Origin of the sequence: Streptomyces sp. CC208A, from assembly GCF_030010625.1 — a bacterium.
GTDB lineage: Bacteria > Actinomycetota > Actinomycetes > Streptomycetales > Streptomycetaceae > Streptomyces.
Genome location: NZ_JASCXN010000005.1, coordinates 198,302 through 215,284 on the forward strand (window position 1 = coordinate 198,302; position 16,983 = coordinate 215,284).

Sequence of the window (16,983 nt, forward strand, 5' to 3'; positions counted from 1 at the left end):
AGCACGACACCATTCCCTCGGCATCCGCCCCAGGGCCGCCGACCGCAAAGGGCCGTTCCGGTCGGAAACATGGTCGAAGCCGCTGGGATAGGGTGCGGGCGTGGCCTTCATCGTGACTCTGAGTTCGGAAGAACTCGACGCAAATCAGGGCAAGTTCAGAATTGAGCAGCGCCTGACCAAGTCCCGTCCAAAGAGCCTGAACATCGACGCGGCTCTCGATGGGCCACCCATCGCGCTCTTGATCGGTGAAGTCCCGTCCCAGCCCGGCCACGAACGATCGCGGTGGCTCGCATGGATAGGCATCGTGGCTCGGCACGGCACTGTGGGGGCCGTCGACAAGAGCATCACCGTCGATCCGCTTCGAGAATGCTTGGCGACCGTTCCGCTCGATGGCCCTGAAGGCATACTCCGTGATCTGCCGCCTTCTCTGCGCCAGGCGTTCGACCGAGCTTCACTGTTGGGCACAGTCGGCGCGTGCAGCAACGCCGTATGGCAGTCACTGGAAAGCGCACTACGCGCGAGGTCGCCCGGACTTGGCCCTCTTCTTGACTGGCTGATAGCCCAAGCCGACCCGCCTGTCTTCGGAGACAGCCATGCCGACCTCTCATGGCAGGAGCAGCGCGACGCGACAGGCAGCCTGCTGCGCATGGCCGACTTCCCGCTTGCCGCACTCGCCGCATGGCGGCGTCCGTCATCAGACGACGCCCCTTACACCGCCGGGCTGATTCCGCAGCCTGTGGAGCACAGCCTCATCGACTATGACGTCCGCGTCGCGGGCGAGGCGTTCGGAATGTTCAGCGAATGGCAGCAGGGCAGCACGGTCCGCTGCGACATTCACGTACTCCACGACGCATCAGGGCGGCGACTCGAGGTCGTCAACGTCAACGCCACGCCGGTGGAATCACGCCTCGGCACTGACATGCTCTACTACCACGAACCGACTAAGAGCTTCGTCTTCGTCCAGTACAAGCGGCTCGGTCCGGACGGTCGCTCGATCTATGTGGACGCACGCCTGAGAAGCCAACTCGACCGGCTCGAAGAAGCAGCCGAGCTGAGCAGGCCTCCGACGCAGCCGAGCGAGTGGCGTCTCGGTGACGACCCTTGCTTCGTGAAACTCGCTCATTGGCCTCAGAGCACCAGTAGGCGGCCGACTCAAGAGCTCGCCCCGGGCATGTACCTGCCCATCTCGTACATTCGACTCCTCCTCGATGACGACTGCACACGCGGCAGGCGGGAGGGCGGCACCGCACGGATCCTCGGATACGACCAAGTCGAACGTCACCTCACTGGCACCCAGTTCATCGATCTTGTCAAGCACGGGCTCGTCGGAACTGTCGGCACCACCAGGGAGCAGCTGTACGCCTTGGTCAAGCGACGTGTCGATTCCGGCCACAGCGTTGTCGTGGCTACGGAGTCGAGCGAAGAGTCCGTGCGTGCCCGCCAGACACGTACACGTGATCGGGGTGCCAAGCGTCGGACCTATCTCCACCGCACCTACAAGCAGAACCCTCCGGCCGGCTGAGAGCCGCTGCACCACTTCCGTGCCGAACACCGAAGGCAGCGACCCCGTCGTCAGCGGAAACGACGAGGACGGGGTCTTGTCGCCTGCTGCAGGCATCAGCTCCGGTTCACACTTCGGTCGCAGGCAGGAAAGGACTGGGCTCCCCCGCCCAGGACACGTACAGGCCGTCGCGGGCCCGGGTGCAGGCGACGAACAGCAGGCAGCGTTCCGCCAGCAGATCGGCCTCGTGCTGGAGGCGGTCGACGTCCACCGGTGTCAGCGCCTTGGGGTGGGGCACGGCGCCGTCGCGGACGCCGACCACCGCGACGCACCGGTACTCCAGGCCCTTGAAGGAGTGCATGGTGCCGACGCTCACCGCGTCGGCGGCCGACGGACGGTCCGCCCGCAGCCGCTGAGCGGGGATGCCCGCCGCCAAGAGGTGCTCCGTCACCTGGTCGCAGATCCGGTTGAAGCGGGCACTCACTCCGATGTCCCCCGGGGCGATACCGTCCTCCAGCCAACCGCGTACGCGCGCGACGAGCGCCGTCAGCTCCGCCTCCAAGGAGGAGGAGGCGTGGGTCTCGGGGCCGCTCCCGTGCAGGGCCGAACGGTAGCCGAGCAGGGTTTCGTGGCGGGCGTCGTCCTCCAGCTCCGCGAAGGGGCGACCGACGAGGAGTGCGGTGGACCAGCTCAGGATCTCGTGCGTGGAGCGGTAGTTCCTGCGCAGCTTCGTCGACCGCCCCGCGACCTTGATCCCGACCGCCTTCAGGGAGACCTTGCTGTCGTAGATCCGCTGGTGCGGGTCACCCGCGATGAACAGGTCGTCCGGGCGCGCCGGGGCGGCGGCGCGCAGGAGGCGCCACTGGGCGGGGTGCAGGTCCTGGGCCTCGTCGACGACGACGTGCCGGTAGCGCGGTCCGGTCCGCTCCAGCAGGTCCGCGGCCTCCGCGCAGGTGCCGAGGTAGGTCCGCAGCCCGTCGGAGGCGAGCCGGGCGGTGAACTCCTCGACGGCGCCCCACACCGGCGGCCGGGCCGCCGCGGGCAGCGCGCTGCCGCGCCCTTTACGCTCGGCGGCCTCGTACTGCTCGTACGTGCGCAGGTTCTGGGCGAGGACGACGTGTTTGTACTCCTGGGCGAGGAACTGCGGGCTGCCGGAGAAGCCCGCGGCCCTGGCGGCCTGCTGCCAGCGGGCCGGCTCCTCGTCGGCGCGCAGGGGACGGCGTGACGTGGACAGCACCCGTCCGGCGAACGCGTCGACGGTCATGACGTCCACCCGGTCCCGGAGCGCCGCGTCGTCGACGAGTTCGGCGAGGCCCGCGCGCAGGGCGGCCACCAGTGCGTTGGTGTAGGTGGTGAGCAGAATGCGGTCGCCGTCGCGCAGGTGGCCGAGCAGGTGGCGTACGCGGTGCAGGGCGACGACCGTCTTGCCCGTGCCGGGGCCACCGGTGACCTGGGCCGGGCCGGAGTAGGAGGGCCGGTAGGCCACCTTGTGCTGGGACGGGTGCAGGAAGACCCGCCATGCGGCGAAGGGCTTGTCGAGGATCTCGCGGAGCTCGTCCGATCCGGTGACCAGCGCGATGCGGGTGCGGGTGTGGCGGATGGCGGTCTCGTAGTCGGTGGGGTTCACGGGCCCGGCGCTGTCGGCGGCGGCCAGGTTGACGGCGACCACCTCGCGCCACACGTCCTCCACGGTGAAGCCCGCGGCCAGGTACTCCAGGACCTCCCGCTGGTCCTGGGGGAAGAACGGCGCGAAGGCCTCCAGCTGCTCCAGGGTGGTCAGGACCCGGGCCTGGCGCAGGGTCGTGCCGTCGACGCCGAGGGCGGCCAGGTCTCCGTCGGAGAACCTGGCGAAGAGTCGCTGCTCGGGGGCGGGGGCGGTCCGTTCGTACGCGGGGGTGAGCTCCTCCAGGACGGTGATGTCCCGGATCTCGACGGCCCGGGTGACCGTGTTGATGCTCGCCTTCTGCTTGACGGCCCATGCGTTGGCCTCGTCGTGCGGCAGCACCCGCAGCAGGACGTACGTGTCCCCGCTGTCGGGTGCCAGCACGACTCCTCGGGTGCCGCGGTCGATCCGGATCGTCCGGATGTGCGGGTCCCGGGCGTTCTTGAGCGACTCCAGCTTCAGCCCCGGGTCCTTGAACAGCTGGTCCAGGGTGAGCTTCTCGAACTTCTCCCAGGCGTCGAAGACCCCTTTGCGGACCGTGCCCTGGAGTTTGGGGAGCTGGGCGCAGAAGGCGATGTCGAAGGCGAGGCGGGGCATGGTGGGCGTCTCTCCCGTGGTCCTACCGGTCGGTCTGGCCGTCTGCCGGCCCGACCGGCTCGTCCGACTCCTCCAAAGCGTCCAGGACACTCCACGCCAGATCGGCAAGGGTCTCCCCCGACCCGATCACCCAGCGGGCGGTTCCCTGGTTCGCCACGGGCCGGTCCGCCCAGCCGGCCTCTTCCCACATACGTGTGATCAGGCCGGTGGGCGAGTACTGCTTGCCGTCGGCCGCCCACAGAACCGGCTTCGTACGGTGGTTGACCCAGGTGGCCCGGCTGCGCCGCTCGTCTTCGGCGAGCCAGTCCCGCAGCGCCGCCGCTTCGAGCGGGTAGCCGCTGCTCAGTGTGAGCGGTTCCCCGTTGCGCAGGATTCCCTTGTCGACGAGAACATGTACGGCGTTGGGGCGGCGCCGCTTGCGCGACGGACGGACGCGGCGATACGTGTCGGGCACGGTACCGCCGGACTCCTCCGACATGATGGCGAGCACGTGCTCGACGAGCTCCCGGCAGCGGGTGATGTCGGAGCACACGGCACGGATGACAGAACGCTCGGTGAAGAGTTCGTCGATCGCCGCCGCGGTGACGGGCAGCAGCCGCTCGACGAGCGTCTTCGTCTTCTCCTTCGCGTCCGCCGCCCAGGCGAGATCCTGGTCGGGCTCCCCGATCGCGTCGGTGTCCAGCAGGCGGAACACCAGATGGGTCAGCAGGTAGGTGCCGTGTTCCGTCAAGGCAGCGCCACGCCCCTCGTAGCGCTTGCGGAGTTCGAGCAGGCTGCGCCGCACCTGACGCAACACCTGCACCGCGTTCCAGAGCAGGAAGACACCGGGCTGAGGCCGGAAGAGAACGTCGTACACGCCCTGTGAGCCACGCTCCCAGAGCGGTTCCAGGGAAAGGGCGATGCGGGCCGCGTACTGGCTGTCGGCGCGGGCGCAGGCGAGGGCGCAAGCGGCCTCGACCACGGAGCAGCCCGACTCCTCCGGCGGATCCAGCTCGCTGCGCCTGACGCTGTACTCCAGGCCGAGTTCTGCCCTCATCTCCTCCATGATCGCGGCCTGGACCGGATCCAGCGCGATGAAGTCGCGGGCACCGACGCTGTTCTGCCGGTTGGTCGCCTTGGTCGTCTCCTTGGCGAAGTCCTCCGCCTTGCCCGTGACGATGATCCGTACGCCGATCTGGGCCTCGGCGGCGATGTCATCGGCGGCGAGCGCTTCGGCGACCGACCGGACGGTCTGAGCTCCGTTGACGACGCTGGCATGGTGCAGGGTCAGGGTCAGGGGGTGGTGTTGGGGCGCACGCATGTTCTGCTGGGCTTTCTCGACGGAGTCGCAGAGCACGGTGATGCCGTTGTTGAAGTACCAGAACAGCGCCGGTTCCTGGCTGAGCGTCGTGATCAGCTCATTGTTGATCGAGGTCCTGCCCAGAGGATTCCGGATGTTCAGGTTGAAAAGGCCGGAGCCGCTCTTCGCCCACTGTGCCACCTCTTCGGCGGCGACGACACCCTGGTACGACTCGTACGGAGAGCTGATGCCGAACCAGGGGAACAGGGTGGCCGACAGACGCACCGGCTCGGGAGTGAGGTCACGGCGGACGGACGACCACACCTCGGACGCCAGGATGATCTTGTGGTCGAGGATGTCGCCGTAGCGGTTGAACTCCTTCTCACCGGTGACGATGGCCTGCTGGAAGCCGATGCCGGGGCTGTCGGGTCGCATGAGGACGACGACCTGGGTGACGGGCACAGGGCCGCGGTCCATGACGGTCTTGGCGTATTCGGCCAGTTGCCGCCCGCGCGGGTTGAACGGGGCGAAGTCCTCGTCGTCGATCAGGCGCAGCCCGGCCAGGAGCTCAAGCACCGCGTCCCGCTCGCCCTTGGCCTTGCCGTCCTTGCTCCACTTGCCCTGGACCAGGTACACGTGAGGGTTCGATCCGTCCACGACGGCGATCGCGTCGATGCCCTGGTCCGCATGCCCGTCGATGACCGTGGCGGCTGCGTCCTCATGGCTGAAGCCGGTGACGATGCGCACGGCCTGGGCGGTCAGGGCCCGGGAGAGCAGACGGGGTTCACGCTCCTTGTCCGGCATGCCGTCCAGGTCGCTGACGTCCAGCAGCTCGCCGTAGAGCTGCTTCAGACCGTTGCCCACCTGACGCACCATCGTGGTCACGTTCGGTGCGTTCTCGGGGGTGTGGTGTGCGTCCATGTTCCTGGTTCCCTCCCACGGCCGGGACGTGTCCGACCGCCTTGCTTCCTGGCATGCGGGGGCGTGGCGGGCTCAGCCGGTCGACCCGTCCAGATCCAGCCGTATCAGCGCCAGCGCCTCGGCGACCTCGGCGGTCAGTTCGTCCGCGGGGCCGTAGACGACGTTCAGGTCGGCGTGGAGGGGTTCGAGGACGACCAGGGCGTCGGCGGCGCGGCCCTTGCCGAGCAGCAGCATGCCGATGTCCCGGCGCAGTTCGATGGCTTCCTCGCTGACGTTGCTGTCCACGGCCCGGACGACCGCGAGTACGGACTCCAGCGCCGTGAGCGCCTCCGTCACCTGGCCGAGTTCGGCGCGGCAGCGGGCGGCCTGGGCGCGGCAGGCGCGGGCCCGTTCGCTGGTGGGGCCCGCGATGCGCCCGTAGGCGTCGGCGAGCGCCGTGAACTCGGGCAGGGCCGCCCGGTAGTCCCCGCCGAGCAGCCGGATCGCCGCCCGCTGGGTGCGCAGTTCGAGCACCTGCCCGTTCTCGGTGCCCAGGGCGCGGGCGGCCGGTTCGATGATCTCGCTCAGGACCTCCGCGGCCTGCGCGAACCGCTCCTCTTCCAGGAGGGCGTCGGAGTGCGCGTACGCCTCCTTGATGTGCACCTTGAGGTCGGCCGGTACGGGGACGGGCCCGGGGGCCGGCTCTCCCGGAGGCGTCGGGGCGGCCGTCGGCCGGGGCCGGGAGCGGGGCGCGTACGGGTGGCGGAACAGCCCTGTCGGGTCCGGGGTTCCGGCCGGGCCGCTCTCGCCGGGCGCCGGTTCCTGGCCGGCCTGCGGGAGGAAGGGCCGCAGCCGCTCGTACACCTCCTGGACGTCGGCGGGCCTCGCCTCCGGGGTCTTGCGGAGCAGGTGCAGTACGAGTTCCTCCAGCGCTCCCGGAACCTCGGGGCGCAGCTGCCGGAGCGGAGTGGGGTCCTCGGTGACGTGCTGGTACATGAGCGCCAGCTCGCTGTCCGCGTGGAACAGGACCCGGCCGGCGAGCAGCTCGTGGAGCACGCATCCGAGGGCGTAGAGATCCGTCTGCGGGGTGACACGAGCGCCGCGGACCTGCTCAGGCGCCATGTACTGGGACGTTCCGATCGGGCTCCCGGTCGCGGTCAGCTTGGTCGCGTCGGTGCGCAGGATCGCCGCGATGCCGAAGTCCAGGACTTTGACGGTCCCGTCACGGGCGACGAGGACGTTGCCCGGCTTGAGGTCGCGGTGGATCACGGGGATCTCGTGGGCGTGCGACAGCACGGTGGCCACCTGCGCGGCCACGGCCACCGCCCAGCTGACCGGCAGCGGGCGGGCCGGGTCCACGTAGGCGGACAGCGGGACTCCGTCGACCAGCTCCATGACGAGGAACAGGTGCTCGTGGGTGTCGTCGAGGACGGCGTCGTAGACCTGCGGCACGCCGGGATGCTGGATGCGGGCCGTGATCCGGGCCTCGCGCCGGAACCGCTTGGCCAGCTCGTCCGCCAGCTGCGGCGAGGTGACGGCCTGGGGCCGGATGCGCTTCACCGCGACCGGCCGGTCGAGCACGGAGTCGTAGCCGCGCCAGACGTGGCCCATGCCGCCGTGGTCGAGCTCCTCCAGGAGTTCGTAGCGTCCGGCGATCATCCGCTGCGGCACCGTGCCCCCGCCCCGTCGTGTTGCTGGCGCCGACGTGTGAACCGAGGTGGTGTCGGCCGGCCCGACATGTCGGGACCAGTGTGGTGGGGGCGGCGATCTTCCGTCCAGGGAGACGGGGAAGGTCTGTCACATCTGGCCGATAACCGTCCGTGCGTCGTGATGTCGCCTGCTGTGACGCGGCCCTCGTGCACCGGTGGTGAGGTGCACGAGGGCCCGCGCGTGTGCCCCGAGGGGGCTACGCGGCGTCGTCGAGGCCCTCCTCGCGGCGGATCATCCGCCACGCGGCGCGGCGGGCGCTGCGGTCCAGGCTGGACTTGAAGCCCCGGTCGGCACCGAAGTACCGGCGGCCGAGGCCGGCGATGGACTCGATGTGGTCGGCCATCTTGTCCTCGAAGACCTTGTCCCAGACCTTGCCGAAGTTGTCCTCGTCGTTGACGACGGCCGCCGCCCGGACCTTGGGGTCGGCCCTGGCCTCCTCGAAGGGCCGGATGATGTCCTTGTCGGTGAAGTCCGTGCCGAACTTGGCGTTGAACTTCTCGATCAGCTCGGACAGGAGCGACTTCTCGGCCTCCTTGGCGCCGCCCGGCCCCTCGCCGAAGCCCGGCATCGTCGCGGGCCCTTCCGGGCTGAGGGAGACGTCGTGCTCGCCGGTCTTCTGCACGCGCAGGTGACTGAGGTCCACGTCACCGATGTCCACTCCGCCGTCCGCCCGCCCGCGCAGCCGGGTGAGGAGGTAGCGGCCGTAGAGGTGGAGGCGCTCCAGGTCGGGATCGTGGTAGGGCACGATCTGGGCGAGGAAACCGTACTTGCGTACGTAGTCGTTGAGGTCGGCGCGGAAGTCCTCGGCCGTCCTGACGTCGTCCTCGTCCTCGTCGTTGTCGCGCAGGGCCTCGTAGCGCGTGACGGCCGGGGAGAGGAGCCGGTAGAGCTCGGCGTGCAGCTTCTCCCACTTGGCCGGTGAGCCGGCGGCCTTCTCCTTCGCGTCGAACCAGGCGGCGGCGAACTCGTCCATCTCCGGCTCGGAGACGATCGGCGCGGACATGACCCGGCTCTGGGCGGTGTAGAGCAGGTTGGGGTCCGAGGGGAGGGTGTTCGCCTCCTCGAAGTACGGGCGGAACGCCTCCTTGATGTCCTCGGCCTCGTTGGTGAAGTCCAGGACGGCGAGGTCGGCCTGCGTCTTGCGTTCGGCGGTGCGGTTCAGGCGGGAGAGGGTCTGGACGGCCGCGATGCCGGTCAGCGTCTTGTTGACGTACATCGTCGTCAACAAGGGCTGGTCGAAGCCGGTCTGGTACTTCTCCGCGACGACCAGGATCCGGTACTCCGGCTGCCCCTTCGCCCCGGCCTTGACCGCCTTGTCGTCGGCACGCGTGTAGGCGAACGCCTTGGGCAGGGCGGTCTCGGAGAGGCCGCCGTTCTCCTTCGGCTCGGTGGTCTCCTCGCCGTCGATGGTGAGGGAGCCGGAGAAGGCGACCAGGACGCCCAGGTCCGGGTACCTGGTGTGGTAGTCGCGGTCCTCGATGTAGCTCTTGACGGCGCGGGCCATCTGGACGGCGGAGTGCCGGGAGGCGGTCACCACCATGGCCTTGGCGCGCCCGCCGAGCCGGCCCCGGGTGTGGGCGACGAAGTGCTCGACGATCACCTGGGCGTGCTGGGAGACGGTGGAGTCGTGGGTGAGCACGTACCGGGCGAGGAGCGAGTTCGCCTTGGCGGGGTCGACCTCGATCTCGTCGCGGTTCTGGTTCACCAGCTTCCAGTACGTGTTGTACGTGACGTAGTTGCGCAGCGGGTCGAGGATGAACCCTTCCTCGATGGCCTGGCGCATGGAGTACGTGTGGAAGGGGCGGTACGCGGCCTTGCCGTCGATCGTGTCCGGTGTGCCGAAGAGTTCGAGGGTCTTCGCCTTGGGGGTGGCGGTGAAGGCGAAGTAGGAGAGGTTGGCGGCGCGGGACCGTTCGAGGGCCTTCTTCTTGAGCTTGTCCGTGACGGTGGCGGTGGCCGTGGCGGTGGTAGCGGCGGTGACGGGGGCGCTGGTGGCGCCCGCGTCCTCGGAGTCGGAGTCGAGGCCGAGCTCGCGGAGCGCGGCACGGACGGAGGTCGCGGCGTCGCCGGACTGGGAGGAGTGGGCCTCGTCGATGACGATCGCGAAGGTGGTGCCCTTGATCTCGGTCGGGTTGCGCTTGAGGTAGTCGAGCAGCGCCGGGAACGAGTGCAGGGTGACCGTGACGATCTTGCCGGTGTCGCGGGAGAGGGCACGGGCGAGCTGCTCGCTCTTGGCCCCGTGCTTCTCGTCGATCTTGACGACCAGGCCGTCGGTCTGCGAGAAGCTGCCGACCGTCTCGCGGAGCTGGGCGTCCAGGTTCCGGCGGTCGGTGATGACGATGACCTTGTCGAAGACGGGCGCCCCCGGCTTGATGAACCCGGCGGACAGGGCCTCGGTGTCCAGCGTGCGGGGGTCGTTGTCCGCGTGCAGGTCGGAGAGGCGGTGGACGAGCCAGCCGATGGTGTTGGACTTGCCGGAGCCGGCCGAGGCCATGATCAGGTAGTTCTGTCCGGCGCCGTGGGTGGCGGCGCGGGCCGTCAGCTTCTTGACCACGTCCCATTGGTGGTAGCGCGGGAAGATCGTGGTGCGGGTGGTGCCGCCGCCGGGCGTCTTGGTCCTGTGCTGGTGCACGAACCGCTGGAGGAGGTCCAGCCAGTTGTCCCGCTCCCAGACCTGCTCCCAGAGGTAGGAGGTCGCGTACTGGCCGAAGGCCCTGGGGGCGGGGTTGCCGGCGCCGCCGGGGCGGCCGGGGCCCTCGGAGCCGGTGTTGAAGGGGAGGAAGCGGGTGTTCTTGCCCTTGAGCTGCGTGGCGACGAAGACCAGGTCCGGGTCAACCGCGAAGTTCGCGACGACCCGGCGGGTGAAGATGAGCTCGGTGGGGTCGCGGTCGGTGCGGTACTGCTCCTTGGCGTGCTCGACGCCCTGGCCGGTGAGCGGGTTCTTGAGCTCGGCGGTGGCGACGGGGATGCCGTTGAGGAACAGGGTCAGGTCGAGGCGGTTGTTCCAGTCGGCCTGCTTGGTGGCGTAGGGGAGCTCGCGGACGACGGTGAGGCGGTTGGCACGGTAGCCGTCGAGGACGGAGTCGTCGGCGATCAGGTTTGGCTTGAAGTAGGCGACGCGGAGGAGTACGCCCCGGTCCTTGACGCCGTTGCGGAGGACGTGGAGCAGGCCGTCGGTGGCGATGGCCTGGTCGAGGCGGCGGGCGAAACCGCGCTCGGCCTCGGCGGGGTCACCGTAGAGGGTGCGGAGCTGGTGCCACTCCTCGGCCTGGGTCTTGTCGAGGAAGCCGAAGAGTTCCTGGGGGTCCAGGCCGAGGTCGGGCTGGTAGGCGGTGGGGCTCGCCTCGCGCCAGCCGCGCTCGGTCATGGCAGCGACTATGGCGTCACCGAAGGCGGACTCGTGGTGGACGGGGCCGTTGCTCATGCGGTGATTCCCTCCGTTACGTTGCGTCCGCTGGCGGTGGATACGTCGAACTGGCCGGTTACGGCGGCGGTGATGAGGGCTTGGCGGCGCTCGGCCGCCAGCGCTGCGGATCGCTCAACCAGTTCCCTGAGAGGACGGATCCTCCTGATGGCGGCTCCGATCTCGCGCTGCTCCTCGACCGGCACGTCCGGGAGAGGGATCCGTCCGAAGAGCTCCCAGTTCCGAAAATCAACGGCTCGCTCGCGCGTGCTCGTCGCGAAGTTTCCCAGATACCCCTGGAGGGCCAGCAGGCGAAGCAGGCGCCCGAAGAAATGCGGGTCCCCACCGCCCTGGGGCTGGCACACGTGGTACACCGGGCTACAATTCCCGAACGCCTCGGACACTCCGATGGCGCCAGCGAATCCGTCGAGTCCGTGGATAACCACATCACCCGGCACAACGTATTGCCCCTGAGGTTCGGTTGATCCGGAGAGCGTGTAGCCCTCCGCCCGACGCAGGGAGCGTTCCGTCACGTGCCCGTCCCGGTATGCCGTGACAGTGCCGACACCAGCGACTGACGGCCTCACCGTCTTCGCCAGAAGGCGCCTGACAGGCTGGACAGGTACGCCAGTCGATCCGGCCACGAGGGCGCTCGCGCCTACGTGCCTCAGAATTCTGCTGTCGTTGCGCTCTTCCAGGAGCTCGACCAGGCGCCGTTTCTTGGAAACAAGGTGGTCGATCTTCCCCGTCTCGGCGCCGAGGAAGTCGGTGATGCGACGCTGTTCCTCGATATCCGGTACTGGAATCCTGATCTCGCGCGCCACGTCAAGGTTGATTCGCGCTCGCGTGGAACCACGCGTCATAGCCTGCACCTGCTGTGCTACGAACGCAGAACTCAGCGCCCAAGCCGCGTAGCGATGGGTCAGCCGGTCTTCGTCCAGACGCGCACGAAAACAGTCGGCCTTTACGATAGCAGGGCCGATTCCCGCAGGAGCAACACATGCCCGCCCCACTGGATGGTTTTCATCTCCGAGCCCAGCAATCAGCAGGTCACCCGGCTTCACTTCGTGGCGTTGAAGGTCCTCGAAGTAGTCGAGCGGAATGAACGCTACATCCTCTTCTCGAAAGGCCGCCGGCCCGATATTCCCCAGGCGAACTACTCGCGCTCCTTCGTCAGAATAGTGACTGCTCGTCAGCGCGCTACCAAACGGCCCGTCAGTGATCTCGGTGATGAATCTCCTGAGCGGCATGAGGTCATGGAGGGAAACTCTTGTACTGGTCACTCCGTCACCTCCCCCAACAGCGTCTGGATCTCCGCCTCCAGAGCCTTCAGCTCCGCGTCGATCTCCGCCAGCGGCCTCGGCGGCTCGTACACGTAGAAGTGCCGTGTAACGGGGATCTCGTAGCCGATCTTCGTCTTCGTGTAATCGATCCACGCGTCGGGGACGTGCGGGTGGACCTCGCGCTTCAGGTACTCCTCGACGTCCTCGCCCAGCGGGACGTTCTCGTAGTCCCGCAGCTCCGCGTCGGGTTCCGGCTCGCCCTTGAGCTTCTGGACCTCGCCCTCGGGGTCGCGGACGCCGATCGTGTCCCGTACCGCCTTGACGAAGGGCGCGCCCGTCGGCCACAGCAGGCCGGCCGCCACCACCGCGTCCTTCAGGGCCACCAACGCCTCGGACTTGGTCGTCCAGGACGAGCCCAGCAGCGTGCGGACGGCCGCCACGAACGGCTCCGCCTCCGCCAGCTTCTGGACCGGCTTCGCCGCCGCCAAAGCCACCAGCGTCTCTTCCGTGACCTCGAAGCGGAGCTTCAGGGGGCGCTCCACCGTGATGCGCTGGTAGCCGAAGGCCGAGTTCTCGAAGACCTTGACCTTGGCATGGAGTTCGTGGTTCGGGTCCGCCGCCGCCTGGATCGCCTCCGCGTACAGGCGCGTCACGGTCGCGATGTGCTGCTTGCCCAGCTCCTTGCGCTTGTCGCCGAGCGACTTCCGCATCTTCTGGAACTGGTCGCGCGCGTCGAGCAGGACGACCTTCCCCTTGTGGTCCGGGGACTTGCGGTTGGTGAGGATCCAGAAGTACGTGGAGATGCCCGTGTTGTAGAAGAGCTGGTCCGGGAGGGCGACGATCGCTTCCAGCCAGTCGTTCTCCAGGATCCAGCGGCGGATCTCGGACTCGCCCGAGCCGGCCGCGCCGGTGAACAGCGGGGAGCCGTTGAAGACGATGGCGATGCGGGAGCCGCCGCCGCCCTTCGTGTCCACCGGCTTCATCATCGAGATCATGTGCTGGAGGAAGAGGAGCGAGCCGTCGTTGATGCGCGGCAGGCCCGCGGCGAAGCGGCCTGCCTCGCCCATGTGCTTGTGTTCGTACTCCACCTCCTCCTTGACCTTCTTCCACTCCACGCCGAACGGCGGGTTGGCCAAGAGGTAGTCGAACTTCTCGCGGCGGTGGGCGGGGTCGCTGAAGGAGTTGCCGAAGGCGATGTGCTCCGGGTCCTGGCCCTTGATCATCAGGTCTGACCGGCAGATCGCCCAGGACTCGGGGTTGAGCTCCTGGCCGTAGACCTCCACCGTGGCGTCCGGGTTGAGGGACCGGATGTGTTCTTCCGCCGCCGACAGCATGCCGCCCGTGCCGCAGGCCGGGTCCATGACCGTACGGACCGCGCCGGGCACCGTCAGCGCGTCGCCGTCCGGTGCGATCAGGAGGTTGACCATCAGCTTGATGACCTCGCGGGGGGTGAAGTGCTCACCCGCCGTCTCGTTCGACTGTTCCGCGAAGCGGCGGATGAGCTCCTCGAAGATGTAGCCCATGTTGTGGTTGGGCACGGTCTCCGGGTGGAGGTCCAGGTCCGTGAACCTGCCGATGACCTTGTACAGGAGGTCGGCGCTGGCGAGCCGCTTGATCTGCTGCGCGAACTCGTACTTGTCGAGGACCTCGCGGGCGTTGTCCGAGAAGGCGGCGACGTAGATCTGAAGGTTCTTCGCCGCGTTCTGCGGGTCCGCCGCGATCTTCTTCAGGGTCAGGTCGCTCCGGTTGTAGAAGGAGTGGCCCGAGGCCTTGCGCAGCCAGTAGCCCGGGTCGATGTCCTCCTGGTCCTCGTACCGGGCAGCGGTCTCGGCGACCTCCTTCCGGGTCGGCTCCAGGACGCATTCCAGCCGGCGCAGCACTGTGAACGGAAGGATGACCTTGCCGTAGTCGGACTGCTTGTAGTCACCGCGCAGGAGGTCGGCGACGGACCATGCGTGGTTCGCAAGTTCCGTGTGCTTACTGCTGTTCAAGGGGTTCCCCGGTTTCCTTCCGGACCGTCCCGCCCAACCGGAGCGGGTGCGGACAAGTGTGGTGGATGGTCGCGAAGTTCAGGTGCGGTTCAGGCCGAGGCGCTCTCGGTCGGGAGGAGCGCGCCGGCCGTGAGGCCGGCCGTCAGCAAGGCCGCCGTCTCCTCCGCCAGCCGCGCGGCCCGGCGTGCCCGTGCGCGTAGTTCGTGGACGTGCCGGAACGCCTCGCCGTAGCGGCGCTGCTGGTCCAACGGCAGCAGCGGGACCCGTAGCCGGCCCGGTGTCACGTGCAGGACGGTGCTGCCGGTGGAGGCCCCCGCCACGTTCTCCTCCGAGCCTACGAATCCGGCGAGGAACCAGGAGTCCAGGCGGGCCGGGTCGGGGCGCAGGAGGTGGACCTGGGGGCCGAGGAGCGCGCCCGCGTCCTGCTCGTCGGCCACTCGGGCCATCGGGCCGGTGCCGCCCGCGATCGCCCGTACGAGGACGTCTCCGGCGGCGATCACGGGCGCGGCCTCGGCCCGGAGCTCCGCCGGGTCGCCGGACGGGCCCGTGCCGCGCGCAATGTCGGCTCCGGTGAGGACCGGTGCCGCCGTGGAGACACCCCTGTCTTTGGCGTCCGGCACGGTACGGAGCAGGGTCAGCGCCCCGCCCCGGGCCAGGTCGGAGGCGGTGGCCGTACGCCAGGGCCGGGCCGGGCCGCCCGGTGTGGTCCAGCCGGTGATGTCCGCCGTGTCGAGGAGGGAGCGGGTGGCCTCGGTCAGCTCGCGGCGGCCCGTCTCCGTACGCGTCGACAGCTCGGCCGGGTCCACGTCCGCGCGGGAGGCACGGACCTGGCGGGCCGGGGTGAGGTCGACGAGGTCGTCGAGGAGGTCGACGACCGGTACCGCGCGCGCGGTGCCGGGCTCGGCCGCGAACCGGTCCGGGTCGTCGGTGAAGGCCTTCCAGTGGGCGAGTGTCCGGGCCGTCAGGCCGGTCCAGTCGACCGGGGGGCGGGAGGAGCCCGTACGCGACGGGCCTGGCGCCTGCTCCCCGGCGCCCGGCGCGGGCGATCCGGCCGTGTCGACGAACAGGACCGACTTCCGCTCCGGGCCGCCCGGCTCGGGGCTGCGCAGGACCCAGAGCTGCAGGCCGACGTGGAGCGGCGGCGCGGCCCCGGCCGGGAGGGCCAGCACCGCCCGCACGGCGCCGCCGCGCACCAGCTCCGCCCGGATCCGGCGCCCGGAGGGGCGGGAGGCGGTGGCGGGCGGCAGGAGCAGGACGGCCCAGCCGCCCGGGGCGAGGTGGGCGAGGCAGTGCTGCACCCAGGCGAGTTCGGATTCGGAGCGTCCGGGTACGCCGTATGCCCAGCGCGGGTCGTAGGCGAGCTCGTCGTGGCCCCAGTCGCGGTCTCCGTACGGCGGGTTGCACACCACCGCGTCCGCCGTCAGCCCGTCGAAGGCATCCGCGCGCAGGCTGTCCCCTACACGTACGGTGACCTCGGCCCGTGGCGCGGCGAGGCGCAGCCCGACGGCGGCGCGCTGGGCCTGTACGGGTACGGAGTCCTGGCCGAGGAGGGTGGTGGCGCCGCGCCCGGCGGCGGCCGCCAGGAGCGTGCCGCTGCCGCAGGCCGGGTCCAGTACCCGTTCGGCCCCGGTCGGGAGCAACTCCGCGACCAGCCGCGCCAGGGGTTCGGGGGTTCCGTAGACGCCGGCCGCCGCGCCGTCCTCCAGTTCCCTTTCCGCGAGCACCGCGAGCGCGGCCGGACCGCCTTCCTCGCGTACGCAGCGGACGAGGGCCCGCAGGGTGGCGGCGTCGACCTCGGTGAACAGGGGGCTCGCGGGCGTCGGGCCGGGTGCCGGGTCCAGGAGTCCGGCCACGCCCTCGGAGGCGCGAGCCGCGAGTTCGTCGTCCGTAAGGGCCGCGACCGCCGCCGTCTCGCCGGGGGAACAGCGGGCGAGCATGAGGACGAAGGCCATGCGGGCGGCCGTCCCTTCCGGGTCGGCGGCCCGGAAGCGGACCGCGGTGCGCAGTTCCTCCCGGGGGTCGGCGTCCTGGGTGTGGCCCCGGGAGCCGAGCCAGGTCCGGACCGCTCCGAGGTCGTAGAGAGGACTGCTCTCGGTGCCGCCGGATGGTGCGGGGAAGTCGGCGTGCCGTCGGCGCCAGTTGCTGACGGTGGCCCGGGTGACGCCGGCGATGCGGGAGATCTCCGCCGCTGTCACGTGGGCTGTGGTCTCGGGCATGGCCGGGCGGCACCTCTCCTCTGGCAGGCTGCCCACACCTTACATCACGACCCAACCGCCAATGCGTGTTTGACAGTGCTTTCACGCATTCATGTAACGGGGGTCGTCAGCGGCATCCTCCATGGTCCGATCTCCGCCCACACCGTCTTGCCGCCCGGCGGGAACGGTTCCGTGCCCCAGCGGTCGGCGAGGGCGGCGACCAGGAGGAGTCCGCGGCCCGACTCGGTGCCGGGCGGCAGGGCTTCGGGGTCCGGTGGCGGGGTGGGGAGGCGTTCGCCGCGCGGGTCGGTGACCTCGACGCGGATGCCGCCGGAGGCGGGCTCGCAGGTGAGGGCGATCCGGAAGTCGCGGCCCTGGACGCGGCCGTGGAAGAGTACCGGTAGGCCACTGGCGAGGTTTCCGCTGTGCGGTCCCTTTTCCAGTGGCCCCCCGGCCCGAAC

General features: G+C 69.5%; 9 protein-coding genes. 1 reads left to right on the forward strand and 8 read right to left on the reverse strand.

Annotation, left to right across the window (positions count from 1 at the left end):
• Positions 1 to 100: 100 nt before the first annotated feature.
• On the forward strand, positions 101 to 1,522 hold the full coding sequence (locus tag QK442_RS08695; RefSeq protein ID WP_282693284.1) for a hypothetical protein: 1,422 nt from the start codon (positions 101 to 103) through the stop codon (positions 1,520 to 1,522).
• Positions 1,523 to 1,628: 106 nt separating this feature from the next.
• On the opposite strand, the gene QK442_RS08700 is transcribed toward QK442_RS08695, so the two are convergent.
• From QK442_RS08700 to QK442_RS08735, 8 genes are all read right to left on the reverse strand, one after another.
• Complete coding sequence (locus tag QK442_RS08700) at positions 1,629 to 3,761, reverse strand: UvrD-helicase domain-containing protein (RefSeq protein WP_282693285.1); 2,133 nt, start codon at positions 3,759 to 3,761, stop codon at positions 1,629 to 1,631.
• A 22-nt stretch (positions 3,762 to 3,783) separates the two neighbouring features.
• The gene (locus QK442_RS08705; RefSeq protein WP_282693286.1) at positions 3,784 to 5,961 is read right to left on the reverse strand and encodes an AIPR family protein; all 2,178 of its coding nucleotides are present in this window, start codon (positions 5,959 to 5,961) and stop codon (positions 3,784 to 3,786) included.
• A gap of 72 nt (positions 5,962 to 6,033) precedes the next feature.
• Positions 6,034 to 7,599, reverse strand: a complete 1,566-nt coding sequence (locus QK442_RS08710) for a serine/threonine-protein kinase (protein ID WP_282693287.1) — start codon at positions 7,597 to 7,599, stop codon at positions 6,034 to 6,036.
• A 247-nt stretch (positions 7,600 to 7,846) separates the two neighbouring features.
• A complete protein-coding gene (locus tag QK442_RS08715) occupies positions 7,847 to 11,074 on the reverse strand; it encodes a type I restriction endonuclease (RefSeq protein WP_282693288.1) in 3,228 nt (1,075 codons plus the stop codon).
• On the reverse strand, positions 11,071 to 12,303 hold the full coding sequence (locus QK442_RS08720) for a restriction endonuclease subunit S (RefSeq protein ID WP_282693289.1): 1,233 nt from the start codon (positions 12,301 to 12,303) through the stop codon (positions 11,071 to 11,073). Before QK442_RS08720 ends, QK442_RS08715 begins: the two co-directional genes overlap by 4 nt.
• Positions 12,304 to 12,332: 29 nt before the next feature.
• Entirely contained in the window at positions 12,333 to 14,327 is a 1,995-nt protein-coding gene (locus QK442_RS08725; RefSeq protein ID WP_282693290.1) for a class I SAM-dependent DNA methyltransferase, read from the reverse strand.
• 89 nt (positions 14,328 to 14,416) lie between these two features.
• The gene (locus QK442_RS08730; protein WP_282693291.1) at positions 14,417 to 16,543 is read right to left on the reverse strand and encodes an N-6 DNA methylase; all 2,127 of its coding nucleotides are present in this window, start codon (positions 16,541 to 16,543) and stop codon (positions 14,417 to 14,419) included.
• Positions 16,544 to 16,632: 89 nt separating this feature from the next.
• Positions 16,633 to 16,965 (reverse strand): ATP-binding protein, encoded by a 333-nt coding sequence (locus QK442_RS08735; RefSeq protein WP_282693388.1) that lies wholly within the window; start codon positions 16,963 to 16,965, stop codon positions 16,633 to 16,635.
• Positions 16,966 to 16,983: the final 18 nt, after the last annotated feature.